Source organism: Vibrio floridensis (assembly GCF_021852965.1).
Lineage (GTDB): Bacteria > Pseudomonadota > Gammaproteobacteria > Enterobacterales > Vibrionaceae > Vibrio > Vibrio floridensis.
Map to the genome: position 1 here is coordinate 190,242 of NZ_JAKGCY010000006.1, position 24,716 is coordinate 214,957.

Annotated in this window: 23 protein-coding genes; 10 read left to right on the plus strand and 13 right to left on the minus strand. The window is 47.4% G+C overall.

Annotation, left to right across the window (positions count from 1 at the left end; all coding sequences use genetic code 11):
• Positions 1–43: 43 nt before the first annotated feature.
• A complete protein-coding gene (locus LZU85_RS11905) occupies positions 44–1,102 on the minus strand; it encodes a succinylglutamate desuccinylase/aspartoacylase family protein (protein ID WP_176298000.1) in 1,059 nt (352 codons plus the stop codon).
• Between the two features lie 317 nt (positions 1,103–1,419).
• On the opposite strand from LZU85_RS11905, the gene LZU85_RS11910 reads away from it, so the two are divergent.
• Complete coding sequence (locus LZU85_RS11910; protein ID WP_176297999.1) at positions 1,420–1,959, plus strand: DUF3332 domain-containing protein; 540 nt, start codon at positions 1,420–1,422, stop codon at positions 1,957–1,959.
• 75 nt (positions 1,960–2,034) lie between these two features.
• On the opposite strand, the gene dxs is transcribed toward LZU85_RS11910, so the two are convergent.
• Genes dxs through xseB form a run of 3 tightly spaced genes read right to left on the minus strand, consistent with a single transcriptional unit; the run spans position 2,035 to position 5,068 of the window.
• Complete coding sequence (gene dxs, locus LZU85_RS11915) at positions 2,035–3,900, minus strand: 1-deoxy-D-xylulose-5-phosphate synthase (RefSeq protein ID WP_237287162.1); 1,866 nt, start codon at positions 3,898–3,900, stop codon at positions 2,035–2,037.
• 20 nt (positions 3,901–3,920) lie between these two features.
• Positions 3,921–4,805 (minus strand): (2E,6E)-farnesyl diphosphate synthase, encoded by an 885-nt coding sequence (gene ispA, locus LZU85_RS11920; protein WP_176297997.1) that lies wholly within the window; start codon positions 4,803–4,805, stop codon positions 3,921–3,923.
• A gap of 20 nt (positions 4,806–4,825) precedes the next feature.
• Positions 4,826–5,068: an exodeoxyribonuclease VII small subunit gene (gene xseB / locus LZU85_RS11925; RefSeq protein ID WP_176297996.1), complete on the minus strand. Its 243-nt coding sequence runs from the start codon at positions 5,066–5,068 to the stop codon at positions 4,826–4,828.
• A 369-nt stretch (positions 5,069–5,437) separates the two neighbouring features.
• On the opposite strand from xseB, the gene pomA reads away from it, so the two are divergent.
• From pomA to rlmM, 7 genes are all read left to right on the plus strand, one after another.
• Complete coding sequence (pomA, locus tag LZU85_RS11930) at positions 5,438–6,199, plus strand: flagellar motor protein PomA (RefSeq protein WP_103156611.1); 762 nt, start codon at positions 5,438–5,440, stop codon at positions 6,197–6,199.
• Between the two features lie 15 nt (positions 6,200–6,214).
• The gene (locus LZU85_RS11935) at positions 6,215–7,168 is read left to right on the plus strand and encodes a flagellar motor protein MotB (RefSeq protein WP_176297995.1); all 954 of its coding nucleotides are present in this window, start codon (positions 6,215–6,217) and stop codon (positions 7,166–7,168) included.
• Positions 7,169–7,311: 143 nt separating this feature from the next.
• Positions 7,312–8,760: a tRNA uracil 4-sulfurtransferase ThiI gene (thiI, locus tag LZU85_RS11940; RefSeq protein WP_017789318.1), complete on the plus strand. Its 1,449-nt coding sequence runs from the start codon at positions 7,312–7,314 to the stop codon at positions 8,758–8,760.
• A gap of 469 nt (positions 8,761–9,229) precedes the next feature.
• Entirely contained in the window at positions 9,230–10,153 is a 924-nt protein-coding gene (locus tag LZU85_RS11945; RefSeq protein WP_011078414.1) for a transcriptional regulator GcvA, read from the plus strand.
• Entirely contained in the window at positions 10,131–10,757 is a 627-nt protein-coding gene (locus LZU85_RS11950) for an alpha/beta fold hydrolase (protein WP_237287163.1), read from the plus strand. Before LZU85_RS11945 ends, LZU85_RS11950 begins: the two co-directional genes overlap by 23 nt.
• Entirely contained in the window at positions 10,747–11,145 is a 399-nt protein-coding gene (locus LZU85_RS11955; protein ID WP_101956746.1) for a DUF423 domain-containing protein, read from the plus strand. Before LZU85_RS11950 ends, LZU85_RS11955 begins: the two co-directional genes overlap by 11 nt.
• Positions 11,142–12,233, plus strand: coding sequence for a 23S rRNA (cytidine(2498)-2'-O)-methyltransferase RlmM (gene rlmM / locus LZU85_RS11960; protein WP_130190985.1), 1,092 nt, complete (start codon positions 11,142–11,144; stop codon positions 12,231–12,233). Before LZU85_RS11955 ends, rlmM begins: the two co-directional genes overlap by 4 nt.
• 63 nt (positions 12,234–12,296) lie before the next feature.
• Here the strand turns inward: rlmM and LZU85_RS11965 are convergent, their stop codons facing one another.
• The 6 genes from LZU85_RS11965 to queF all read right to left on the minus strand — a co-directional run bounded on the left by LZU85_RS11965 (position 12,297) and on the right by queF (position 20,533).
• Positions 12,297–13,040, minus strand: coding sequence for a DNA/RNA non-specific endonuclease (locus tag LZU85_RS11965; RefSeq protein ID WP_237287164.1), 744 nt, complete (start codon positions 13,038–13,040; stop codon positions 12,297–12,299).
• Positions 13,041–13,276: 236 nt separating this feature from the next.
• Positions 13,277–14,056 carry a flap endonuclease Xni gene (gene xni, locus LZU85_RS11970; protein ID WP_237287165.1) on the minus strand — a complete coding sequence of 260 codons (780 nt, stop codon included), beginning with the start codon at positions 14,054–14,056 and terminating at the stop codon, positions 13,277–13,279.
• Between the two features lie 60 nt (positions 14,057–14,116).
• On the minus strand, positions 14,117–15,493 hold the full coding sequence (gene ppnN / locus LZU85_RS11975; RefSeq protein ID WP_045621437.1) for a nucleotide 5'-monophosphate nucleosidase PpnN: 1,377 nt from the start codon (positions 15,491–15,493) through the stop codon (positions 14,117–14,119).
• Between the two features lie 240 nt (positions 15,494–15,733).
• Positions 15,734–17,299, minus strand: coding sequence for a GGDEF domain-containing protein (locus tag LZU85_RS11980; protein ID WP_176297989.1), 1,566 nt, complete (start codon positions 17,297–17,299; stop codon positions 15,734–15,736).
• A 98-nt stretch (positions 17,300–17,397) separates the two neighbouring features.
• Positions 17,398–19,662, minus strand: coding sequence for a tetratricopeptide repeat protein (locus LZU85_RS11985; protein WP_237287166.1), 2,265 nt, complete (start codon positions 19,660–19,662; stop codon positions 17,398–17,400).
• A 25-nt stretch (positions 19,663–19,687) separates the two neighbouring features.
• Positions 19,688–20,533 (minus strand): NADPH-dependent 7-cyano-7-deazaguanine reductase QueF, encoded by an 846-nt coding sequence (gene queF / locus LZU85_RS11990; RefSeq protein WP_206625721.1) that lies wholly within the window; start codon positions 20,531–20,533, stop codon positions 19,688–19,690.
• A 97-nt stretch (positions 20,534–20,630) separates the two neighbouring features.
• Between queF and syd the strand changes: the two genes are divergently transcribed.
• Positions 20,631–21,176 (plus strand): SecY-interacting protein, encoded by a 546-nt coding sequence (gene syd / locus LZU85_RS11995; protein ID WP_206625719.1) that lies wholly within the window; start codon positions 20,631–20,633, stop codon positions 21,174–21,176.
• 3 nt (positions 21,177–21,179) lie between these two features.
• Positions 21,180–21,956 carry a Zn-ribbon-containing protein gene (locus tag LZU85_RS12000; protein ID WP_206625717.1) on the plus strand — a complete coding sequence of 259 codons (777 nt, stop codon included), beginning with the start codon at positions 21,180–21,182 and terminating at the stop codon, positions 21,954–21,956.
• Between the two features lie 87 nt (positions 21,957–22,043).
• Here LZU85_RS12000 and ilpA read toward each other — a convergent pair whose 3' ends face one another.
• From ilpA to metN, 3 genes are read right to left on the minus strand one after another with little or no spacing between them, the layout of a single operon-like run.
• Entirely contained in the window at positions 22,044–22,853 is an 810-nt protein-coding gene (ilpA, locus tag LZU85_RS12005) for a MetQ/NlpA family lipoprotein adhesin IlpA (protein ID WP_237287167.1), read from the minus strand.
• A gap of 34 nt (positions 22,854–22,887) precedes the next feature.
• Positions 22,888–23,565 (minus strand): methionine ABC transporter permease, encoded by a 678-nt coding sequence (locus LZU85_RS12010; protein WP_176297985.1) that lies wholly within the window; start codon positions 23,563–23,565, stop codon positions 22,888–22,890.
• Positions 23,555–24,589 carry a methionine ABC transporter ATP-binding protein MetN gene (metN, locus tag LZU85_RS12015; RefSeq protein ID WP_237287168.1) on the minus strand — a complete coding sequence of 345 codons (1,035 nt, stop codon included), beginning with the start codon at positions 24,587–24,589 and terminating at the stop codon, positions 23,555–23,557. The genes LZU85_RS12010 and metN overlap by 11 nt, the downstream gene beginning before the upstream one ends.
• Positions 24,590–24,716 lie beyond the last annotated feature (127 nt).

A 24,716-nucleotide genomic window follows, 5' to 3' on the forward strand; every position in this document is an offset into this window, starting at 1 on the left:
GGGCTTTTTAGTTTTCATTTCAGCACAGCCTGCCCATGTTCGGTTACAGTGGAATTTGTCCTGTGGTGATCAAATCAATATCACTTTCAACCAGTTCTTCGATGTAGCTTTCTACGACTTGTTCGACAACTTCATCGTCTTGGCGGAAGTAGGCGACATTGAAAATGGCATCGCCTTCATTGACTAACGGCAAGGTTTGTTGACCAATCACAATCCCCCCTTTCGGAGCTTTGAGCTCTACTTCATCATGCCCCAAAGGTGAGCTGATATAGGCTAAGGTTTCTCCTTTTTCCACTTTGGCACCAAGGTTGACAACGGTGCGGAGAATGCCATTTCCCGATGCTCTTACCCAACTGGTCGATTTTGCAATGACTGGCTGAGGCAATTTTTTTCGACTGGCGCGCAGCATGCCGATGGATTGCATCACGCGTTTAATCCCCAATACCCCAGCGCTGATCGAGAGAGGATCAAAACGAAGTGCTTCACCCGCTTCATAAGTGAGCACGGGTATATCGCATTTTTCTGCCTCGGAGCGGATAGAGCCATCCCTTAGTGCTGAATCGATAATGACGGGGGCACCAAAGGCTTTGGCGATACGCAGCGTTTCTGGATTACTCAGATTAGCTCGGATCTGCGGTAAGTTAGTGCGATGAATCGCGCCAGTATGAAGATCGAGGATATAATCTGCCTTCAATGCGACATTATTGAAAAAGGTGTGTGCCATGCGAGAGGCTAATGCCCCTTTTTCACTGCCTGGAAAACAACGGTTGAGGTCACGACGATCAGGCAGGTAGCGAGATTTGTGGATGAAACCGAAGACATTGACAATTGGAACGGCAATGACCGTACCTTTGACTTGGTTAGGATCGAGGCCGTTAATTAGCTGCCTGACAATTTCAACCCCGTTGAGTTCATCACCGTGTATTGCGGCATTGACCATTAGAACTGGCCCTGCATTGCGACCATTAATAATTTCTATGGGAATGGAAAGAGGCGAGTGAGTATAAAGCTGTGCGGCGTCAAGCTCGATCTCTAGTCGTTGCGCTGGCTGAATTTTGTGTCCCAAGATCTCGAACACTTTGTTTTTTTTAATGCGAACCATACTACTTCCTGTATTTGCTGTTCCGCCCACTCTAGCAATGCAACGGATATCAAGCCATTCAACCTTATTAATATTACGATAAAAATCGCTAATCGTTCATTTACTTTCTCCTGACTTTTGTTGAGTTAAGGTTAACTTGTACTGGTTTAGATTTAATCAATAAATGTTTTTATTAATGTCATATCTCATTGTTATGTAATGATTCTTGTTTTTGAGACTGCGCTGGCAAGATGGAATGTTCTTACTTTGAAGAAGGTTTTTATCTGCGCTAATATGCGCCCCCAATTCCTGTTCTCCAAATTACATTCGAGGTAAATATGAAAAAGACGATCACTAAAGTCGTAGCGTTATCAGTCGCAGCAATGGCATTGTCTGGTTGTGTAGGTAGCAATGCAGTAACGGGCTATGTTATGGGCTTTAACTTGAAAGCCGTTGACAACCGTTACGCTCGTGGTGGTCTGAACATGTTGTTGGCGCCAGTATACGGTGTGGCGATTGCAGCAGACTACATTGTGTTTAACTCACTGGAATTTTGGACGGGCAAAAACCCTCTAAATGGCAAACCACATATCTTTGATACAAAGATGGACACCTACATCGATGTCAACAGCCAATTGGATGAATCGCTAAAAACAGCGCCAATCGCTCCATTAACAAATAACCGTACGATTGAGCAAGGCACGATGCAGCAAATCGATGAAAATACGGTACAGATGGATATCACTTACAACAACGGTGAAAAAGCGACGCTGACAGGTATTCGTGAAGGTGAGTTCGTGACTTACTACATTGATGGTGAAGTGGTTGCACAAACGTCGATGGATGAGCTAGCGGCTTACGCGCAAAATCGCGCTTAATCTTACTTAGCTATCATGTATACACAAAGGGCGCGATTTTCGCGCCCTTTGTTTGTTCTGTCACTTTGATCAATGTTACTTCGATAAATAGTGACGAATTGCTTGTTCAATGCCTTTGGCATCTAAGCCGAGTTCTTCATGCAATTCTTCTTGAGTACCTTGATGGATGAACTTATCCGGCAGACCAAGGTTCAAGACTGGTTTCATGATCTTTTCTTGCATCATAAACTCGATCACCCCCGCACCAGCACCACCGGCAATGGCGTTTTCTTCAATCGTGATAAGCACATCATGCTCGTTGGTCAATTGACGAATAAGTGCTTCATCAAGAGGTTTAACAAAACGCATGTCTGCAACAGTCGCATTCAATGCCTCTGCCGCTTCAAGTGCATTGGCTAAGAAGGTGCCGAAACTCAGAATGGCCACCTTTTCGCCTTGGCGAACCAAGCGGCCTTTACCAATCTCAAGCGCGGTAAATTCAGAATCGATAGGTGTGCCCATGCCATTGCCACGAGGATAACGAACCGCGCTCGGTCCTTGATGTTTGTGGCCGGTATAGAGCATTTGGCGGCATTCGTTCTCATCGCTTGGTGCCATGATCACCATGTTTGGAATACAGCGCATGTAGCTTAAATCGAACGCACCTTGGTGAGTTTGACCATCTGCGCCCACCAAACCAGCACGGTCAATCGCGAACATCACTGGGAGGTTCATGATCGCCACATCGTGGATCAGTTGGTCATAGCCGCGTTGCAAGAACGTCGAGTAAATCGCCACAATCGGGTTGTATCCGCCAATGGCCATCCCGGTCGCCAGTGTCACTGCATGCTGCTCTGCAATCGCTACATCGAAATATTGCGCTGGGTATTCTTTAGAGAAACGCACCATGCCGGAACCCTCACGCATGGCTGGGGTGATCGCCATCAGTTTCGGATCTTGCGCCGCCATGTCACAAAGGAAATCGCCAAAAATATTGGAAAAACTTGGCTTGCCACCACTGCTTTTCGGCAGGCTATTGTGCGCTGGATCGAACTTAGGTACGCCGTGATAACCGATCGGATCTTTTTCGGCAGGCTCATAACCTTTGCCTTTTTTGGTCATGATGTGCAGGAACTGCGGACCTTTTAGCTCACGCATGTTCTTCAGGGTTTTGACCAGCTCCACCACATCATGGCCATCAACTGGGCCAATATAGTTAAAACCCAGTTCTTCGAAAAGGGTGCCAGGGACCACCATGCCTTTAAGATGCTCTTCGGTACGACGAACCAGCTCTTTAATCGGCGGTACGCCTGAGAGGACTTTCTTGCCACCTTCGCGAATCGAAGTATAAAGATTGCCAGAAAGTACACGAGCGAGATGATTGTTAAGCGCCCCCACGTTTTCAGAGATCGACATTTCGTTGTCATTGAGGATCACGAGCATATCGCTGTGTACATCGCCAGCATGGTTCATCGCTTCAAACGCCATGCCTGCCGTGATCGCGCCATCACCAATCACACTGACGACTTTGCGGTTTTGGCCTTCTTTTTCTGCGCAAATGGCCATACCAAGTGCTGCACTGATCGAGGTCGAAGAGTGGCCAACAGACAGGGTGTCGTACTCACTTTCTTCACGCCATGGAAAAGGGTGTAAACCGCCTTTTTGACGGATAGTCGGCATTTGTTCACGACGGCCAGTCAAGATTTTGTGTGGGTAGGCTTGGTGGCCGACATCCCAAATTAGTTGATCAAAAGGCGTGTTGTAAACGTAGTGAAGGGCAACCGTAAGCTCAACGGTGCCAAGACCAGAGGCTAGGTGACCGCTTGATTGACTGACGGAGTTCAGTAAGTAAGTGCGTAATTCATCGCACAGTGCTGGCAACGTCTCTTTTGGTAGGAGACGCAGCTCATCGGGTGTATCTGCTAGTGCCAGTGTCGGGTACTTTGAAATATCAAGAGTCATAGGTATGCGCGCTTATTGTGTTAGTTCTTGCGCTCGACAACGTATCGGGCGAACTCTTCTAAGTGTTGGGTATTGTATGGGATTGCTTCCAAAGCTTGAAGTGCTTCATGTAACAGAGTGTGAGCTTTCTCCATTGCGCCTTCTAAACCCAGCAGCGATGGGTAAGTACTCTTGTTGAGTTCTTGGTCAGAACCTTGTGGCTTCCCGAGCGTTTCGGTATCGCTAATGATATCCAAAATGTCATCTTGCACCTGAAATGCTAACCCAATCGCAGTGGAGTACTTCTCCAACTGAGGCAAAATAGCCAAACCTTTTTCGCCTGCTGCTAAGGCACCTAAGCGTACCGCACAACGGATCAAAGCGCCGGTTTTGTTACGGTGAATCTCTTCTAACTCTTCCAGCGTGACTGCGCGGTTTTCCGCGGCCAAATCCAATGCCTGACCAATACACATGCCTTGTGCTCCAGAGGCTTGCGCCAATGCTTGGATCATGGCAACGCGTTGTGTTTCTCCTTCAGCAGAAAGGGGGCCTTCTGCAAGTATCGTAAATGCTAAGGTTTGCAGGGCATCACCAGTGAGAATCGCAGTGGCTTCATCAAACTGGATATGGCAAGTTGGCTGACCACGACGCAGTTCATCGTCATCCATCGCAGGAAGATCATCATGAATCAACGAATAAGCGTGGATGCATTCAATGGCAGAAGCGGGTGTATCAAGTTGCTCTAAGGGGCAACCAAGCATCTCACCGGTTGCATAGACAAGAAATGGACGAGCACGTTTTCCACCCAATACCAAACCGTATCGCATCGCTTGAACCAAGGAATGACTTTGATGCGGTAGTCTGTCTAACCATAGATTGAGTTGCTGATTATTGCGCTGCTGAAAAGACGTAAGTACGCCAATCATAGAGTTACCCATTTATCACTTTACTCTGCCACTGTGGAGAAATCGCTGAGAGGTGCATCATCACTGTTACTAAGAAGAATGCTAACTCTTTGTTCTGCTTCTGTTAGTTTAGCTTGGCTGGCTCTGGCTAGTGCGATCCCACGCTCAAATTTTTTCAGTGCGTCATCTAAAGCCAAATCACCGTTTTCCAGTTGATCCACCAAATTGTCCAATTCTTCGATGGTTGCTTCGAAGGACATGTTTTCTGGTTTCTTGGTTGCCATATCTATTCTGCCTCTAAAAGAATGCTCGCAAGTTACCTTAGCACGCTGGCTTGGTCAAATTTAAGCAGGCAAATTTGTCTGAAAATGAGGTTAACCAAGAAGAGATAGACGACCTAGTAATAAAAAGGTTGCCCACAAGCGCTAAAATGGCAGTAAACTTGCTATAACGTGTTCATACCCTTAAAAAGTGACTTCATTTTTTGCCGCGATATTCAGTGTGACGGGGCAATGGCGCTTTACTTTTGGCACTTTGCGGCAATTTTGTGACTTGTTGGCCAAGTTTTTGCTAAAAGATCGCTACTCTTTGTCGATAAAGAAATTAATCTCTTTGTATAGTGGTAAATCGGAAAATAGCATGAGGAGTGCTTTGTGGATTTAGCAACCCTTTTAGGTTTGATAGGTGGCCTGGCTTTCGTAGTGATGGCGATGATTCTTGGTGGTAGTATCATGATGTTCGTCGATGTCACCTCTGTGCTTATCGTGGTCGGTGGCTCTATCTTTGTTGTATTGATGAAATTTACCATGGGGCAGTTTTTTGGCGCAGCGAAAATCGCGGGCAAAGCCTTCATGTTTAAAGCCGATGAACCAGAAGATTTGATCGCAAAGATCGTCGAAATGGCGGACGCGGCACGTAAAGGCGGTTTCTTGGCCTTGGAAGAGATGGAGATCTCCAACAGCTTCATGCAAAAAGGCATTGATTTGTTGGTCGATGGCCACGATGCCGATGTGGTGCGCGCAGCACTACAGAAAGACATTGCTTTGACCGATGAACGTCACACGCAAGGAACGGGCGTGTTTCGCGCCTTTGGTGACGTTGCGCCTGCGATGGGGATGATCGGTACCCTTGTCGGTCTGGTGGCGATGTTGTCCAACATGGATGACCCGAAATCCATCGGCCCTGCGATGGCGGTCGCGCTTTTGACTACGCTCTACGGCGCGATTTTGTCGAACATGGTGTTCTTCCCGATAGCGGATAAATTGGCGCTTCGTCGCGACCAAGAGACCCTCAATCGTCGTCTGATCATGGACGGCGTGTTGGCGATCCAAGATGGTCAGAACCCACGTGTTATCGACAGCTACTTGAAAAACTACCTCAACGAGAGCAAGCGTGCCCTCGATATCAACGATTAATCACGGGAGTATGTGATGGATGACGATAGCAAATGTGATTGTCCCCCTCCCGGATTACCTCTGTGGATGGGTACCTTCGCTGACTTGATGTCACTGTTGATGTGTTTCTTCGTACTGCTGCTTTCGTTTTCGGAAATGGATGTACTGAAGTTCAAACAGATCGCAGGCTCAATGAAATTTGCCTTTGGTGTGCAAAACCGCCTTGAGGTGAAAGACATCCCCAAAGGCACCAGCATCATCGCTCAAGAATTTCGTCCGGGGCGTCCAGAGCCGACACCGATTGACGTGATCATGCAGCAAACCATTGATATCACCCAGCAAACCTTAGAGTTTCATGAGGGAGAGTCGGATCGCGCGGGTGGTACCCAGCGTGACCAAGGCAAAATGACGGGCGGGCAGTCGCCTGAAACCTCGACCCAGACCAACCAAAATACCGAACAACAACAGCAACAGCAGCAATCGGAAGCCATGTCGAAAGAGATGGAAACGCTGATGGAAAGCATCAAGAAGGCCCTTGAGCGTGAAATAGAGCAAGGGGCGATTGAAGTGGAAAACCTAGGCCAGCAAATTGTGATTCGCATGCGAGAGAAGGGCGCCTTCCCAGAAGGCTCTGCGTTCTTGCAGCCTAAATTCCGCCCGCTAGTGCGACAAATTGCCGAGTTGGTAAAAGATGTCCCCGGTATTGTGCGAATTTCTGGTCATACGGACAATCAGCGTCTTGATTCGGAGCTTTATCGTTCTAACTGGGATCTCTCTGCGCAGCGTGCCGTTTCGGTGGCGCAAGAGATGGAGAAAGTGCGCGGATTTTCTCATCAACGCTTACGGGTGCGAGGCATGGCCGATACGGATCCGTTAGCAGAGAATGATACTGATGAAAATCGTGCGAGAAACCGTCGGGTGGAAATCAGCATTATGCAAGGCGAACCGCTCTATAGTGATGAAATTCCAGCCATTCCTCAAAACCAGTAATGGCTGAGTGAGTCGCATAGAAGACGAGCAGAAATGCTCGTCTTTTTTATGGTTATAATTCGTGTATAATCTTGCGCCCTAAGTCCCACACCTTAGTGCAAGCTCCGGTGTGAATTGATAGCCAACAGACTGCGAATTGAACTATGAAATTTATTGTAAAGCCCCATCCAGAAATTTTTGTAAAGAGTGAGTCGGTACGTAAGCGCTTTACCAAGATTCTTGAGAGCAACATCCGCATCATTATTCAGAATCGCACTGAATCTGTGGCTGTCTTTAACCGTCGCGATCACATCGAAGTGTCGGCGAACAGCCATCAATATTACCAACAAGTGCTCGAAATCTTGACGACGACACCAGGCATTCAGCAAGTGTTGGAAGTGAAGCAATCTGGCTTTAAAGATCTGCACGACATCTATGAGCAAGTGTTGGAGCTCAGCCGCGAGCGCATCGAAAACAAAACCTTTGTGGTGCGTGCTAAGCGCCGTGGTAAGCATGACTTTACCTCAATTGAGCTGGAGCGTTACGTCGGTGGTGGCTTAAATCAATCGGTCGAGAGCGCCTCGGTCAAACTGCACAACCCAGACATTACCATCAAAATTGAAGTGGTGGATGACAAACTGAACCAGATTTTGGCCCATCACAAAGGTCTTGGCGGTTTCCCACTGGGCACGCAAGAAGATCTGCTGAGCCTGATCTCTGGTGGTTTTGATTCGGGTGTTTCGAGCTATCTGCACATCAAGCGTGGCTCTAAAGTGCATTACTGTTTCTTCAATCTGGGTGGCCCTGCGCATGAAATTGGCGTTAAACAAGTGGCTCACTTCTTGTGGAATAAATATGGCTCATCGGCCAAAGTGCGCTTCATCTCTGTTGACTTTGAACCTGTGGTTGCGGAGATCTTAGAGAAGGTAGAAGACGGTCAAATGGGCGTTGTGCTAAAACGCATGTTTATGCGCGCTGCCGGCATGGTTGCGGAGAAGTTTGATATTCAAGCTTTGGTAACCGGTGAAGCCCTCGGCCAAGTATCAAGCCAAACCTTGACTAACTTACGCCACATCGATGTGGTGACCGATCGTTTGATTCTCCGTCCCCTAATCAACTGGGATAAAGACGAGATCATTAAAGTTGCACGTGACATCGGCACCGAAGATTTCGCCAAAACCATGCCAGAATACTGTGGCGTGATTTCGAAGAAGCCAACCGTGAAAGCAGTCAAAGAGAAGCTAGAAGCGGAAGAAGCCAACTTCAATTTCGACATCTTGGAACAAGTGGTACGCAATGCTCGTCAAATGGACATTCGTGATATCGCGAAAGAGTCGGCGCAAGCCGCGCCAGAAGTGGAGCAAGTTCAAGCGATTGAAGAGCACGCTGTGGTGCTGGATATTCGTAGCCCAGATGAAGAAGACGACAGTCCGCTAGAGATCGATGGTGTTGAGGTAAAACACATTCCGTTTTACAAGCTCAGTACTCAGTTTGGTGACTTAGACCAGTCGAAAACGTATCTGCTTTACTGTGCTCGCGGTGTGATGAGCCGTTTGCAAGCTCTCTACCTACAAGAGCAAGGGTTTAAGAACGTTAAGGTTTACCGCCCGTAATCACAAACTCGTGTTGCTCTCTGAATAACAGTGCCGCATGAGGAAAATGACAAGCGCAATCTCAGCAATGGGGTTGCGTTTTTTGTTTCATTTTCGCTCAAAAAAGGAATGAGATTGTGCAAGGGAAAAGAGACGATCGGAGGCGATAACGGTCAGAAAGGCAGTGTTCAAAGATAAAAAAACACCGCCTATATAGGCGGTGTAACAAATTTGACAGACAGGTCAAAAATAAATACAGGAAGTATAGGTTTTGTCACAGGGAGTTGGACAAAACACTACGGTAGAAATCTACCTAACTCGAAATACGAGTTTGCAAACACAACATCGCAACAACTAAGCCAATTGATTTACAAAGAAATCAAGCCGTTCAGGCTAGCGTTGCGGGGTGAAATATAGAATTTATCTGGCTGTTCTACAACGGACAAATTATAATGTTTCAGATAAAAAAAACTAATGGTTAGAGAGCCGTATGTCCCGAAGATTGCCCCCATTGAATTCCCTTCGTGTATTCGAAGCCGCCGCCCGACACCTTAGCTTCACCCGAGCCGCAGAAGAGCTCTTTGTTACTCAAGCGGCAGTGAGTCATCAGATCAAAGCGCTGGAAGAGTTTCTTTCATTGAAATTGTTCCGCCGTCGTAACCGCTCTTTACTCCTCACTGAAGAGGGGCAAAGTTACTTTTTAGACATCAAAGATATCTTCTCAGCACTTGCCGAAGCGACCGATAAGGTATTGGAACGTAGTGAAAAAGGGGCATTGACCATCAGCTTGCCGCCGAGTTTTGCGATTCAATGGTTGGTACCAAGATTGGCGGATTTCAATGCTAAAGAGCCGGATATTGATGTGCGAATCAAAGCGGTGGACATGGACGAAGGTTCTTTGACGGACGATGTAGATGTGGCGATTTATTACGGTCGTGGCAATTGGCCGGGGTTACGTGCCGATAAATTGTACCAAGAATATTTGATCCCACTTTGTTCACCTTCATTACTTTTAGGTAACAAACCATTAGAATCTTTGCAGGATTTAAAACGACATACGTTACTTCATGACACATCCAGAAAAGATTGGAAACAATTTGCTAAGGAAAACGGTCTGGATGAGGTCAATGTCAACCAAGGCCCGATTTTTAGCCACTCGACCATGGTTCTGCAAGCGGCGGCCCACGGGCAAGGGGTGGCCTTGGGCAACAATGTGTTGGCTAAACCAGAAATGGAAGCGGGCCGTCTGATAGCACCCTTTGATGAAATATTGTTGTCGAAGAATTCGTTTTACGTCGTCTGCCATGAACAACAAGCCGATATGGGGCGTATTGCACGCTTCAGAGATTGGATGCTGGTTACGGCGCGCAAAGAACAAGAAGAGGTGTTAGATGAATCTGCCATGCATTATTGATGGACCAGACAACGGACCGCTGTTTATTTTTGCTCACGGCGCTGGGGCTCCGATGGAGCATGCTTTTATGACCGCAGTGGCTCAAGGATTGGCAAAGGAAGGGATTCGCGTGGTGCGTTTCAATTTCCCTTATATGGCCAAACGAGCTGAAGATGGCAAAAAACGCCCACCGGATCGCGCGCCGAAATTGCTGGAAGCCTTCTCCGAAGTGATAGCATCCGTGACCGATGACCCCGTGATCATTGGGGGGAAGTCGATGGGCGGACGCATGGCGACTTTGTTGTCGGAGCACCCCCTCGTGAAAGGGATTGCCTGTTTAGGTTTTCCTTTTCATCCCCCCGGTAAGCCTGAAAAGTTCAAAGGTGAGCACTTACAAACATTGAGTAAACCGACGTTGATTTTGCAAGGTGAGCGAGACACGTTTGGCACTCAAACTGACTGTCAGCAATTTGAGTTTTCCTCAATGGTGCGTTTGGCGTTTTTGCCTGACGGCGATCATAGTTTTAAACCGAGAAAAAGTTCTGGCTATACAGAAGCCGGCAATGTGCAGTTGGCGATTGAGCAGCTGTGCGCTTTTATTAAAGGGGTTGACGATGAAAAGTAAGTGGCTACTCACTTTTGTTGGTTTCTCAGGCGCATCGGCGGTCGCACTTGGCGCGTTTGCTGCTCACGGACTCAAAGGCCAATTGTCGCCATATTTGTTAGGTGTGTTTGAAACGGGCGTGATGTACCAGTTCTGGCATACTCTCGCCATTGCCCTGTGCGCCGTTCTGCTGTCTTTGCCGACTGGAGAGAAAGCGCAAAAATATTTTTTCCGCGCGGCAATTTGTTTTATCATCGGCATCTTTTGCTTTAGCGGCAGCTTATACGCCCTCGCATTAACTGGCATAAAATGGTTTGGCCCCATAACTCCTATGGGAGGCTTGCTGTTTATTATTGGTTGGATAATGTTGATGTTGGCAGCTTTAAAAACGAACGAGGTATCTCAGTGAAACAATTAATGCTCTATTGTCGTCAGGGCTTTGAAAAAGAGTGTGCTGGTGAAATTCAGGACAAAGCGACTCAGTTAGAGGTTTATGGTTTTCCACGTGTGTTCAAAAACGCAGGGTATGTTCTGTTCGAATGTTACCAAGATGGGGATGCCGATAAACTGGCACGCGAACTGGACTTCAACGCGCTGATTTTTGCGCGTCAAATGTTTGCGGTTGCAGCAGAGTTCACCGAACTGCCGAGTGAAGATCGCATTAGCCCAATCCTTTCGGAGCTGGGTGAGATGGATGCCTTTCCAATGTGTGGTGAGCTACGTATTGAAACACCCGACACCAACGAAGCAAAAGAGCTGTTGAAGTTCTGCCGTAAGTTTACCGTCCCAATGCGCCAAGCATTGCGTGGTAAAGGTTTATTGCTGGCGAAAGAACATGCCAAGAAGCCTGTGTTCCACTTGTGTTTTGTCGCGCCAGGGCACTGTTTTGCCGGTTACTCATATTCGCACAATAACTCGCGCTTCTTTATGGGCATTCCACGTTTAAAATTCCCGGCCGATGCGCCAAGCCGCTCAACGTTGAAGTTGGAAGAGGCTTTTCATGTGTTTATTCCGCGTGAAGAGTGGGATACGCGTTTGTCTTCGGGCATGTGGGCGGTGGATTTAGGCGCGTGTCCTGGTGGATGGACCTATCAGCTAGTGCAGCGCTCTATGTTCGTTCACTGTGTGGACAACGGCATGATGGCAGACAGCTTGATGGAAACAGGCCAGATCAAGCATCACATGGTGGATGGCTTTAAATTTGAGCCAGACCGTAAGAACGTGACTTGGTTAGTGTGTGACATGGTGGAAAAGCCAGCTCGCGTGGCGCATCTGATGGGCGAATGGCTCATTAAAGGGTGGGCGAAAGAAACCATCTTTAACCTCAAGTTGCCGATGAAAGGTCGTTATGACGAGGTTTTACAAGACATTGAAAATCTTAAGACCTTCCTGATTGAGAACAAGGTGAAGTTTAAGCTGCAAGCGAAACACCTTTATCACGATCGCGAAGAGATCACCGTACACATTCAGGTGCTATCGAACATTTCTCCGCACTAAGATGAGTTGAAGAAACGGTTCGCTAAAAAACGCTCCTCGACATGAGGAGCGTTTTTGTTTGTGTTAGTTCGACGTTGGCCACATTTCCCACACTTGTGCTTCCATGCTCGCTTCTGTGCTGTCATCGACGGTGGAGAAGAAGTCAAGTTGGGTCAATCTTTCCACCTCGTCAATCGTGGTGATGAAATTCGCTAGCTCACTGCCAGAGACATCTCGGTGTGGAACGATAAACGCAATCGCGTCATTAAAGGCAGGGTCAAGAATGACTTTGAAAAAGGCGCTAGGAATGACCACTCCGTTACCAATCGCGTTTTCGCCACCTTGGTAAATGGGCCCAGTGACGACGTAAAGCTCGTTATATTCATTGGCAAGATCACGAACATGCTCTTCCAGCAAACGCCAACCCACGCGATTAAAGCCCGGTAACTGCGGTGACATGTTGCTCATCAGGAAGCTTTGTTGCATTGATTGCTGACTGAAATCCATCGCCGCTGACGGGGCAAGATGGCCTCTGTCGTAACCTGAGTTGCTGTAATCCGCCAAGGTGGAGCGAGCATAGTCGGGCAGCTCGGCATCTTCTTTAAAGCTGTTGCTGCGCTTATAGGAAGCATTCACACTCTCTGCCGTAATATGGTAGGCCACCCAATCGGCGTTTTTGGTGTTGTAGTTGTAACCTACCGCGTAGCCATCGCGGCAAAGCACTTGATCCGGTTGTGTGGAGGGCATGCCTTTGTCGAGGTGTTGGCCACAAATTTCAGCAGCTGCAGGTAAAGCAAATAATAGTGATAGTAGGATGAGGTTTTTCATTTTCATTACTCCTTGTTAGAGAGTGGTGAAAATAGAGTAAATGCTCATCAATGCTGTGATGTTGATAATAAATTAATCAATACTCAGTAAGGTATTGATTAATTTGTTGTTATTGTTGTGAATGTAACCCATTACACAACAATAACGTTTAACATTTATTGATGGTGTTTTGTTATGCACTTGGTGGGATTTGCACGGTCAATGTGTTCTGACTGGCAAGGCGTTGTTCATGGAAATTAATGGGTCTCATTAGCGGTAAAACGCAGATCTTGCAGGTTAAAACCGAGTTCAATATCGGTTTTTAGTGCCGAGACTCGTTTGCAACGGCGAGCTAACTCGATATGTTGATCGAACTTAGTGCGATATTTCTTTGGTAGATCCGGCGAGAGAAAAGCCTGTTCGATATCGTCAAATTGGCTGAGGATCTCTTTGGCTGCTTTTGGGCCAATGCCGGGAATGCCGGTCACTTGACTGGAACTGATGCCCGTCAGGCCCCAATAGTCAGAAAGCTGTTGAGGTTTTACGCCAAACTCTTGTTCAATAAACGGCTGATCTAACCAACGGTGTTGGAAGTAATCGCGAATCTGCAGAGTGGGAGAAAGGAGTTGGCAGTAGCCTTTATCGGTTGAAATGATGGTGACCTTCTCACCGTGTTGCGCGACTTTGCACGCTAGGGTGGCCACTAAGTCATCGGCTTCATCACCTTCAGAAAGCAGCGAATCAATACCCAACTGCCACCATGCCTCTTGGATCTTCTCCAAACCATTGAGCAAAGGTTCTGGCATCGGCTTTCGCCCTTGTTTGTATTCTGGAAGGATTTCAGCGCGCCATCCTCGGTCGCTACCAAGGTGATCAAACACCGCGACGATATGCGTAGGATGACTCTCACTAATGATTCGCTGTAAGGTACGACAGGTGTTTTGGATGGTGTTGGCTATGTCCGTCGGATCCGGTTGAGCCGAGTGGACACGGCGGATCAGATTGAGTGCATCGATGATAACAAGATGAATAGCCATAGAAAATTACAGTATTGAAAAGGGGCCTAAGGCCCCTGAGTGTAACGTAAATCGTATGGACTATCGACCGCCATTTTCCGCTGATGCGATCTTATAGCAAGGTTCATATGCACTGCCACCGGGCAGTTTCATACGGTGCTGGGCGACGAAATCGCGCAGCAGTTTGTCCATTTTCTTCATCAGTGCAGGGTCCCCATCAATAATGAATGGCCCTTTGCGTTCGATCTCGCGAATGCCTTCGGCTTTTACGTTACCCGCCACAATACCTGAGAAGGCACGGCGTAAGTTAGCGGCCAGTACTTGAGGTTTCTGATTGAGATGCAGATCCAAACTTGCCATTGAGTCGTGTGTGGGTTCAAACGGCAACTGGAACTCTGGCTCAATCTTTAAAGACCAGTTGTAGCTGTAAGCATCGCCTTTGTCTTTACGGTGCTGACGTACTAGTGGCATCGCTTGTTTCATCACACGGGCAACCTGAGCTGGGTCATCAATGATGATTTGGTAGTGCTTCTGACCTTCTTCCCCCAAAGTGGCACCAATAAACGCGTCCAGTGAGCGGAAGTAAGCCTCGCTCTCTTTAGGGCCGGTCAAGACGATGGGCATCGGCTGATCGGCGTTTTCTGGATGCATCATAATGCCCAGTATGTAAAGCAGCTCTTCAGCAGTACCTGCACCACCTGGGAAAATGATGATGCCATGCCCCATGCGGACAAATGCTTCTAAGCGTTTCTCGATATCAGGCATGATCACCAATTCATTGACGATCGGGTTTGGCGGCTCAGCGGCTATAATTGAAGGCTCGGTTAAGCCCAAGTAACGTTGCGTACTGTAGCGCTGTTTGGCATGACCAATTGCGGCGCCTTTCATTGGCCCTTCCATTGCGCCCGGCCCACAGCCAGTACAAATGTTCAATTCACGCAGACCGAGCTCGTTCCCCACTTCGCGTGTGTATTGGTACTCAACAGGGTTGATGGAGTGACCGCCCCAACACACCACCAGATTTGGCTCAATACCGGGAATCAAAGCGCCAGCATTACGCAAAATACCAAAAACAAGGTTAGTAATGTGGGTGGCATTCGTGAGGTTAAGGCGTTGGTTATCCGCAAGATGCATGTTGACGTAAACAATATCACGCAGCACAGAAAACAAATGTTCTTGGATACCTTTGATGATCTCGCCATCGACAAAAGCGTGCTCAGGTGGATTGGTGAGCTCTAACTTAATGCCACGCTCACGGCGCACTACGTTGACATCAAAAGATTGATATTTGTCGAGCAGCTCTTTGGAGTTATCCGTGTGGCTACCTGAGTTTAACACCGCTAACGTACAGTTGCGGTAGAGTTGGTAAAGCTCACTAGAGGCGGTTTTTTTCAGACGCTCAACTTCAAGTTGAGAGAGCAGATCCATACTTCCTGCTGGGCTGATATGAGTAATCATATGGCCTCCTTGCTTAGCATTGTTATTAAAGGTCAGAAATCTGCTGGGAAAAATGATTATTGTTATAGAACCAGATTAGGAGAAGCAGATTCTGTTTGTTGCCTAGCGTGAATCTAGGCTAAACACGTTATAAGTGTTGTTAGCTTAGCAAAGTATGAACCAAAAGAAATGTGATAACTAATTGAAAATGCTATATGGAGTGATGTTTTTTTACTCAATCGTTCGTTAAGTGACCTGAAATTAGCGCCACTCTAGCTGTCTTTTCCCGCGTCGTTTGCACTCTGCGAGCATCATGCCCAAACGATCAATCACGTATTCAGGGTTGTCGGACTCTTTAAACGCCGCTGAAGCCGCGCTTAACGTTATGGTGATTTGCTGCTCGCGGAATTTAAATGGCAGCTTGCTGACTTCTGCTTGAATGTGCTTAATCAGCTCTAGCGTGTACTCTTCACTTTGCTCTGGAATGAGCAAGATAAACTCTTCACCGCTAAAGCGCGCCACGGTATCGGTATCGGCTGCTGCTTTGCGAATGGTTCGTGCGATGATCTTTAGTGCTTTGTCACCGGCAGTGTAGCCATAGCTGTCGTTGATCGCTTTAAAACCATCAATGTCGAGCAACACGACACGAAGATTGTGTTGTGCGCGGATCCAGCGACGATATTCAAGCTCCAGACGATCATTAAAGGCGGTGCGGTTGTACACTTTTGTCAGTGGGTCTAGCAGCATGCGCTGTGCCTGATCTTCCAAGCGTTTACGATAGTCTTGGGTAATTTCAAACACCGCTTCCAACTGGTTTTTGTTGTACTGCAACCTTTCTTGCAGTGTCTGCTCTTTCTCTTCTGCCAAAACAAGACGTTGAGACAGCGATGCCATTTGCGCTAAGAGCGGGGAGATGGCGCTTTTCAGTTGTTCTAGCTCATTAGCGTTGGTCAAAGTCGTTTGGCTCTTTGAGATGAGTTCCCCAAACTCTTTGTTCAATTCTTGTCGGTGTTCAAAGTAAGTTTGGCTTTGATCGACATTGATATGTGAAGTTTTCAGGTTCGTGGCTAGAGAACGATTAAGCTGGTCGAGAAATTGCTCTGAAGATTTACGTTCGAACTTGGTTCCGTCAATGACCAGTTTGAGTACTTGGAGTGTCAGTTCGAGTAGAGATTCGGTGGAAACACCTAGCAGCAACTTGGTACGGATATCGAGCAGTAAGTCACCTGACTCTCCTTCAAAATCCAGTTCAGTAATCACATGCTGTAATTCTATAGACAGAGTGTCTAGTAGCGATCGGTCAGTGGAATCTTTCAGGTCACTGAAGTTCAAACGAGAATTGGAGGTGATGATCTTGAGAGAACGCTCGTAGATGTTCAATAAACGAACAGCTTTATCGACATTATCCGATTGGTTAACTTCACTAGAGGTCATTAAACAACGCAACTCTCGTTTGAGTTGCGGAGGTAAGCCTGCTAATCGCTGTAGCGTTTCGCCACTGTGTTTGACCTGTTGATCAAGAAATCCGTTCTTTTTATCCATAGTCACTGTTTGCTGCCTTAGCCGTCTCTCCAACACGGCGAGGCGCGGGATGAGATTACTTACGTCTTTCGGTTGTTCAAGTTCTTGTTGAATCGCCTTGAGGCTTTGCGTCAATGTCGGATCTCCACCCTGACAAGCGGCGCTCAAAGACGTAACGATGCGTTTGAGAACTTGCTGCTCACGCTTGAATTTGAGTGACGAGTCGCGATGTGTCAATCGAAGTTGGTCTAACTGACAACTTAACTGATGCAGCTGCGATTGAATATCGGATTCCAGAATGCCCATTAAGAACTACAACACTGTCCATGTACGACTAACGAATTAGCTGATAATAACAAAAAACATTATAGCGTCACCTCTCTTCGGGTTTGAATGCTTGAGAATTATTCACTTTTTAATAATTTTTTGAGGTTGTCCTCATTATGATGCGAAGAGTGTATTTTAATTAGCCCCTGATGTATCGCTTGTTGGCATGCGACCCTTATGTTACCGGTTGCAAGGCTGGCAGCCGGTGCATTATCTATGGCCTTCAAGTAGACATAATGGCTGCACTTGTCGGTTAGGCTGACTTCGCGTGCTAAGTGAGTCGCCAATAGCAACAAGTCCAGTAGTTCTTGGTCATTAATCGCGGTGTAAGCTCGAGGCAAAAATGGGTAATCGGCCATACCCATTCGAACGGTCCGGTTGATCGCATGTTCTGCAGCAAACTCGTCAACCCAAGCTTGCATTTTGCTAAAGACTTCTTCAGCGGAGTAATTACGATCGGCATTGGGCTCGATGTAGAGCAAATTGGCATCCGAAAAATGGTAGAGACGCGCGGGCTTTTGGACTTTCTCACTCATAAAGGCTCCAAAGGCACGTTCTAGTTCCAAACCCGCTTTGTAACCATGTTGCACGTACATGCTGCGTAAAAAGGGGAGATCGAGCATGACAAAACGCAAACGATCATTAAGTGGTTCATTAATTAACTCCCCTAACTGCCACTGTTCAAAAGTTTCATTCGCTTTGCGCAGTGAGTTGGAAAGCTTGACGTTGAGCATACGTAGGTTGCGTAGTTTCGAGCGCGAATGCGTATAGAGATCGCTGGTGAGCCGCTCCAACTGAGCTGACTGCCTTTGCAGCAGAACTCCGCGTCTCATCAGCAACAAAAAGAGCGCCAAGGAAAGCACAAACAGTGCAAAGGCGATTTTTTGGAACTTAGAATGCTCTAGGGTAATTTTTTCCAGTTGTTGTGCTTGGCCAATGTAGTGAATGGTTTGTTCGGCAAATTCTTTTTGTTGGCGGAAAGCATCTTCACTGATTTGATTCAGTTCTTTTTGCTCAATACTGACCAAATTATTGTAGCGGCGCAGATTTTGTAACGATAACGCGTATTGTGCCGACTGTTCATACCCAAGCGAAAGGAGTTGATAAGCGTGTTGCTTAATATTTAAGTGCTCTTCGGCAAGTCCAGTGACGATCTCAAGTGCTTTGTTGGCATTGTCGATCACCGCTTGACTGTCGTTTTGATAAAAAGCCAACCCTGCTTTCATCAGTGCCGCTTCTGCTTTGAGTTTAGGGATGTCAGCAAATTCCAATACATCTTGGGCGCGTTCCAAGTATTGCTCTGCCAGTGGGTAGTTATAGAGCTGAAGATAGGTGGCCGCGAGGTTGAGACGAATGCCTATCACCTGTTTGATGTTGCGTGCCGAGCTGTCATGATCAAGTACATTGAAATAGTGCACTAACGCTAAGTTGTACTTACCTTGGCGGAAGTAGATATCGCCCATTTGCTCCATTACTTGCGCAAGGATAGGGGAGTTGGGGTAGCTGTCGTAAAAATCCGCAGCTTGCGATAAGTATTCAAGGGCTTTATCAAGTACACGTCGTTCTTCAAACAGTTGCGCCAAAAGGCGGTTCACTTTGGCCAACCGAGCGCTCTTGTTGCCTTCCACTGCTTGCCAATAACCAAACAGCAATTCAGACAGCGCCAAATTGTACTTTTGGTGGTTAAGGTAAAATTCCCCTACGGCAATGTGATAGTCAATAATGGTGTTTTCAGAGCGGGTGTTTTTGATCAGCTCCTTAGCTTGTGCGTAATACTGCTCAGCTTCCGTGAGCTGATTTTGTTGTGATGCAAGTAAGGCCTGTTGCATCAGTAGACGATATTGTACGCTATCGCTCATGTGCAGCGAATTACTCGATTGTTTGAGTTGCTCACTAATCTGAGCCAGTTCGGCTTCGGCTTTTGCGTAATCTTTGCTGTATTGCCATTGCAACTTAGTTTGCATCAGCTTGATTTCCATCTCTAAATAGGGGAGGTGAAAAGTCTGGCTGAGCTGAGATGCGGTTTCCAATTGCATTAAAGCGGAGCGTTGATTGCCTAAAGCAAATTCTGCTTGAGCTAAGATTTTGTAGGCTTCAACGCTGCCACTTGGGGTGCGCAAAGTGCGGTCGGCGTCTTCACGAGAAATCGCCGACGGACTTTTTTCTTGATTGTCGGTCAACTCGCGTTGGGTTAGGTAGTTTTGGACAATTCTTTTCGCTTGCTCTGGCTCAATCTCGATCAGTTGTTCTGCTTCTGTGAGCAAAACGGAAGAGAGTGGGCTGGCAGACACTTGCCAACATACCAGCAAAAATAAAACAGCGAAAAACCGTTGCCAACGCATAGTGAATTCCTTTTTGACAGACGTGTTACTGACGAGCCATTCGATGATTATGATCTGGCTTCGCTTGCTCGGTTGAACGGTATGGATTGATGTCTAATCCACCGCGACGAGTATAACGAGCAAACACCGTCAGTTTTTCTGGCTGACAATATTTCATGAGATCGGTGAAGATGCGCTCTACGCACTGTTCATGGAACTCATTGTGTTCGCGGAATGACACAAGGTAGCGCAACAGTTTTTCGCGATCAATCTTGTGGCCTTGGTAGCGAATTTCGACGCTGCCCCAGTCCGGTTGATTGGTGATCAAACAGTTCGATTTGAGCAGATGGCTGTGCAGCGTTTCTGTCACCCACTCTTCGCCCGCAGCGCCTTCGAGCAAGCGGTCATCAAAATCGTAACTGGATATGTCGATGTCTTGTTCGTCGATGCATTCCCCTTTCATCGTCACGATAGGTTGCTGGGTGTAGTGAGTGACCGAATTCACCTCCACTTCCACCGCTTCGCCTGCGCAATGAGAAAGATCGGTAATCAAACGTTGACGAACCTCTTCCCAGCTATCAAAACGGGTTTGGTTGTAGCTGTTGAGGTAGAGTTTGAATGACTTCGATTCAATCAGGTTGGCGCTGGTGGCAGGGATGTAGACTTCACCGACCGCAACCTGAGGCAGCCCTTTGCTGTTGAGCCAAGAGAGCTCATATAACGTCCAGATGTCGTGGCCGATAAATGGCAGCTCGTCACCCAACTGAAGATCGTCACGGTTGAGGCTACGTGGTACAGGCTGTAGCAAGCTAGGATCGTATTGGTTGGCGTAGTCGGTTTTCTTACCCAGCGTTAGGCCAGCAAGCTCTTTCGCGTCAGAATATTTGCTCATACTTTGCGGTCATTTTCGATTAGAATGGCGGGAATTTTACTGAATCCATCGTTTAAAAGCCATCTTGTTGGCTCACAAGGTATAGAAGGAGTTATTCATGTCATCTCCAGTTTCACTGGCACTTGCTGACTTTAGTCAACGTTTTCAAGCAGCGTGGCAAGCACAGCACAACGCATTGCCTAGCAGTGAAGAGTTGGCGGATTTGCCTTCTCCTTGCGTGGTGGAGTCAAAAGGAGATGAAGTGCTCTGGCGCTCAGTGAGCTTGTCTGCGCCTGCGGACTTCGCCAATGTTGAGAAGGCGATTGAGTTAACACTGCATGACGACATCAAAGCCTTTTATGGCAGTCAATTGAGTGCCGATATGACAGCCACGTGGGAGGGTAATGAGCTTACGCTGTTGCAAGTGTGGAATGACGATGATTTTACTCGCCTGCAGGAGAACATTTTGGGTCATTTAGTGACGCAACGACGTCTAAAACTCAAACCAACGGTGTTTATTGCCGCAACCGATGCTGAGTTAGATGTTCTGTCGATTTGCAATATCACGGGGAATGTTGTGCTTGAGCGATTGGGTACTTCTCAGCGAGATGTCTTGGCGGAAAACGTCACCGAGTTTCTCACTAAACTCCAACCTATGGTGTAGTCGATGTACGTCGTTGAATTGCAGTTTGAGTGTTTCGACAACACCACCATCAGCGCGGTCGATAAAGCGATTAATGGCTTAATGGATGCGTTGCGTTATAACGGCCAAGTGCTGGGGCGTGAGTTTCCGATTGTGATGGGCGATGGGGAGTTTTTTGTTCGTGCGGTTTGCCCGGAAAAAGAGAGTTTGCATCCACGCCATCATTCGGATTATGTGCGCGTATGTCTCAATCGTCTTTCTGATGCGGCGTTGCTGGCACCCAAAATGCGCTTGCTGGGACGAGACATCAACTCTGAAGAAGCGGCCGAAGAAGAGACACCAAGTTGGCAAGTGTTATACACCACTTATGTGCACACCTGCTCGCCGTTGAGAAGTGGTGAAACTTTGCTGCCAATCCCTTTGTATCGCAATGGCCCGACGTTAAATGGCGATCACAAAGCGGTGATTAAGTGGCAAACCGAATGGCAAGCGTGTGATGAACTGCAGATGGCCGGGGCGTGTCGCGCCGAGCATGCCGCACTGCATGAGATGTGCGACGTAGACAGTGTCTTGTTCAAGCGAGGTTGGGATCTTCGTGGTCGTATTGAATACATCACGAAAGTACCGACCTACTATTACCAATACCGTGTTGGCGGCCATTCTCTAGCCGAAGAGCAAGCGCGCAAGTGCCCGAAATGTGGTGGTGAATGGCTACTCGATGAGCCGCTGCACGATATCTTCCATTTCAAATGCGACGACTGCCGTATCGTCTCAAACATCTCTTGGGATCATTTGAAGTAACAAGTGGCATCTCAACATGCAAAAAGGGTTGGCGCTCTCACGCCAACCCTTTTTTGTTTTGATGAACTTCGACTTTTGCTATCGAAATTACCAGCCTTTTACAACGCCGCCTTTGAAGATTTCTTTTGCAGCAGTGTAGACTTCTTCAGTTTGGTAAGCTTTAACAAAGTTCTGTACGTTTTCGTTTTGAACGTTGTCTTGGCGAGCCACAATCAGGTTCACGTATGGAGACTCTTTGTCTTCAACAAATACGCCGTCTTTTTCCGGAGTTAGGTTGATAGAGCTCGCGTAAGTGGTGTTGATGATAGACAGAGCCACGTCGTCAAGTGAGCGTGGAAGCTGAGCAGCATCGAGCTCGACGATAGTGATGTTCTTTGGATTCTCAACGATGTCACGAACGGTCGCAAGTAGGCCCACTTCTGGACGTAGTTTGATCAAACCTTGTTGCTCAAGAAGCAGCAGAGAACGGCCAAGGTTGGTTGGATCGTTTGGTACCGCAATACGTACGCCGTCAGCCAACTCTTCAACCGATTTCACTTGTTTTGAGTAACCCGCGATTGGGTAAACAAAAGTGTTACCAGCGATGGTCAGTTTATAGCCACGGTCAGCAACTTGACGATCTAGGTATGGTTTGTGTTGGAACGCGTTGATATCGATAGAACCGTCATCCAATGCCGCGTTTGGTGTCACGTAGTCAGTGAAGGTGACCAATTCCACGTCAAGGCCGTATTTTTCTTTTGCAATTTTTGCTGCTACTTCGGCAACTTGTGCTTCGGCACCCGCCATAACGCCAACTTTTACTTTGCTCGCGTCTGCCACTTTTTCGCCACAACCTGCCAATACCAATGTTGAGGCAGCAGCGATAATGGTCAGTAAACCTTTGAGGCTAAATTTCATAGTAAATCTCCTTATAATTTGAATCTTTCAATGCTTATCTGTGGTCTACACGGCGCACGATGGTGTCACCGATAGACTGAATAATTTGTACCAACACAATCAACATCACGACAGTGACCGCCATGATAGTGACATCGTAGCGATGAAAACCGTAGCGAATCGCTACGTCACCGAGACCGCCGCCACCAACGGTGCCCGCCATGGCAGAGTAGCTCACCAAGGTTACCAACGTAATAGTGACGGAGTTAACAATGGTCGGCAATGCTTCAGGAAGCAGTACCTTAGTGATGATTTGTAGTGGTGTTGCACCCATCGACTGTGCCGCTTCAATCAGGCCAGTTGGAACTTCAAGTAACGCTCCTTCAATCAGGCGCGCAACAAATGGAATCGCCCCAATGGTGAGTGGAACAATCGCTGCTGTAGTGCCGATGAAAGTACCCACTAACAGTTTGGTGACGGGAATGATCGCCACCATCAAAACCAAAAATGGCACCGAGCGGCCAATATTGACAATGGCGCCAAGTACGCTGTTCAGTTTGGTGTTTTCAAGCAAGCCACCTTTTTTGGTGGTGTGCAGAATCACGCCCAAAGGAATACCAATCGCAAAACCAACGACGCCGGCAACCGCAACCATGTAAAGCGTTTGCCAAGTCGCGCCCAGCAGCAGGTCAGTGTTCAAACTGAGCCATTGAGATAGGTCATTAAAGGACATAACCCAGAACCTCCACTTTTACGTTGTGCTCGCGCAGGTATTCAATCGCTGCGTTATCGTCTTCTTCGTTACCAAACAGTTCAGCGACCATCATGCCAAACTTCACTCCGCCGGCGTAGTCGAGATCGGAACTGAGAATGCTGATGTCGATGTTGTATTTACGAGAAATCTGCGACACCAAAGGCGCATCAACCGTCGCGCCGGTAAATTCCAAACGCACTAGAGGATAGCTGCCTTCAACACGCGTTGCTTGCAAACGCGCTTGGTAATCTTCAGGAATAGAAAGATCCAGTGTTGAGCGGATAAAATCATGCGCCAATTCCGTTTTAGGATGGGCAAAAATTTCACCGACGGTGCCTTTCTCAACCAATTCACCGCCACCAATGATTGCTACTTCGTGACAGATGCTTTTCACGACATCCATTTCATGAGTGATGAGCAAAATGGTGATTTTCAGCTTGCGGTTGATCTCTTTGAGCAACTCCAAAATGGATTGAGTGGTCGCAGGATCCAGCGCGCTGGTGGCTTCATCACACAGCAGTACTTTGGGATCGCTGGCCAATGCTCGTGCAATCGCCACACGTTGCTTTTGACCACCACTTAAGTTGGCTGGATAGCTTTCGTGCTTGTCGGCCAAACCAACCAGCTTCAGAAGTTCCGTCACTTTGCTTTGGATTTGCTCTTTGTCTTTTCCAGCCAACTCTAATGGTAGTGCAACGTTGTCAAACACAGTGCGAGAAGAGAGCAAGTTGAAGTGCTGGAAAATCATGCCGATATTGCGGCGAGTTTCGCTGAGTTGCTTTTTACTCAGTTTTGTTAAATCAACGCCATCCACCACAATGGAACCACTGGTTGGTGCTTCTAACATATTCACGCAGCGGATCAGCGTGCTTTTCCCTGCACCCGATGACCCGATCACACCAAAAATGGTGCCTTCTGCGATGTGTAAGTTAATGTCTTTCAAGGCATGGATTTCCTTACTGCCTTGATAGAACACTTTATTTACTTGGTTAATTTCAATCATTTCTCAACCTGTGCAGGGACAACAGAATAATATTTTGAGCTCTAGCTCACTTTTCAGATGATGCTATGGCTTTCGTGTTTTTAAGTCAATAGATATTTTTACGTCTAGACGTCTAAACGTTCGTTTG

Bases quoted from the DNA above. Each gene is read 5' to 3' on its own strand.
- LZU85_RS11905 (WP_176298000.1), bottom strand. From the start codon at position 1,102: ATGGTTCGCATTAAAAAAAACAAAGTGTTCGAGATCTTGGGACACAAA.
- LZU85_RS11910 (WP_176297999.1), top strand. From the start codon at position 1,420: ATGAAAAAGACGATCACTAAAGTCGTAGCGTTATCAGTCGCAGCAATG.
- dxs (WP_237287162.1), bottom strand. From the start codon at position 3,900: ATGACTCTTGATATTTCAAAGTACCCGACACTGGCACTAGCAGATACA.
- ispA (WP_176297997.1), bottom strand. From the start codon at position 4,805: ATGATTGGCGTACTTACGTCTTTTCAGCAGCGCAATAATCAGCAACTC.
- xseB (WP_176297996.1), bottom strand. From the start codon at position 5,068: ATGGCAACCAAGAAACCAGAAAACATGTCCTTCGAAGCAACCATCGAA.
- LZU85_RS11935 (WP_176297995.1), top strand. From the start codon at position 6,215: ATGGATGACGATAGCAAATGTGATTGTCCCCCTCCCGGATTACCTCTG.
- thiI (WP_017789318.1), top strand. From the start codon at position 7,312: ATGAAATTTATTGTAAAGCCCCATCCAGAAATTTTTGTAAAGAGTGAG.
- LZU85_RS11945 (WP_011078414.1), top strand. From the start codon at position 9,230: ATGTCCCGAAGATTGCCCCCATTGAATTCCCTTCGTGTATTCGAAGCC.
- LZU85_RS11950 (WP_237287163.1), top strand. From the start codon at position 10,131: ATGAATCTGCCATGCATTATTGATGGACCAGACAACGGACCGCTGTTT.
- LZU85_RS11955 (WP_101956746.1), top strand. From the start codon at position 10,747: ATGAAAAGTAAGTGGCTACTCACTTTTGTTGGTTTCTCAGGCGCATCG.
- LZU85_RS11965 (WP_237287164.1), bottom strand. From the start codon at position 13,040: ATGAAAAACCTCATCCTACTATCACTATTATTTGCTTTACCTGCAGCT.
- xni (WP_237287165.1), bottom strand. From the start codon at position 14,056: ATGGCTATTCATCTTGTTATCATCGATGCACTCAATCTGATCCGCCGT.
- ppnN (WP_045621437.1), bottom strand. From the start codon at position 15,493: ATGATTACTCATATCAGCCCAGCAGGAAGTATGGATCTGCTCTCTCAA.
- LZU85_RS11980 (WP_176297989.1), bottom strand. From the start codon at position 17,299: ATGGGCATTCTGGAATCCGATATTCAATCGCAGCTGCATCAGTTAAGT.
- LZU85_RS11985 (WP_237287166.1), bottom strand. From the start codon at position 19,662: ATGCGTTGGCAACGGTTTTTCGCTGTTTTATTTTTGCTGGTATGTTGG.
- queF (WP_206625721.1), bottom strand. From the start codon at position 20,533: ATGAGCAAATATTCTGACGCGAAAGAGCTTGCTGGCCTAACGCTGGGT.
- syd (WP_206625719.1), top strand. From the start codon at position 20,631: ATGTCATCTCCAGTTTCACTGGCACTTGCTGACTTTAGTCAACGTTTT.
- LZU85_RS12000 (WP_206625717.1), top strand. From the start codon at position 21,180: ATGTACGTCGTTGAATTGCAGTTTGAGTGTTTCGACAACACCACCATC.
- ilpA (WP_237287167.1), bottom strand. From the start codon at position 22,853: ATGAAATTTAGCCTCAAAGGTTTACTGACCATTATCGCTGCTGCCTCA.
- LZU85_RS12010 (WP_176297985.1), bottom strand. From the start codon at position 23,565: ATGTCCTTTAATGACCTATCTCAATGGCTCAGTTTGAACACTGACCTG.
- metN (WP_237287168.1), bottom strand. From the start codon at position 24,589: ATGATTGAAATTAACCAAGTAAATAAAGTGTTCTATCAAGGCAGTAAG.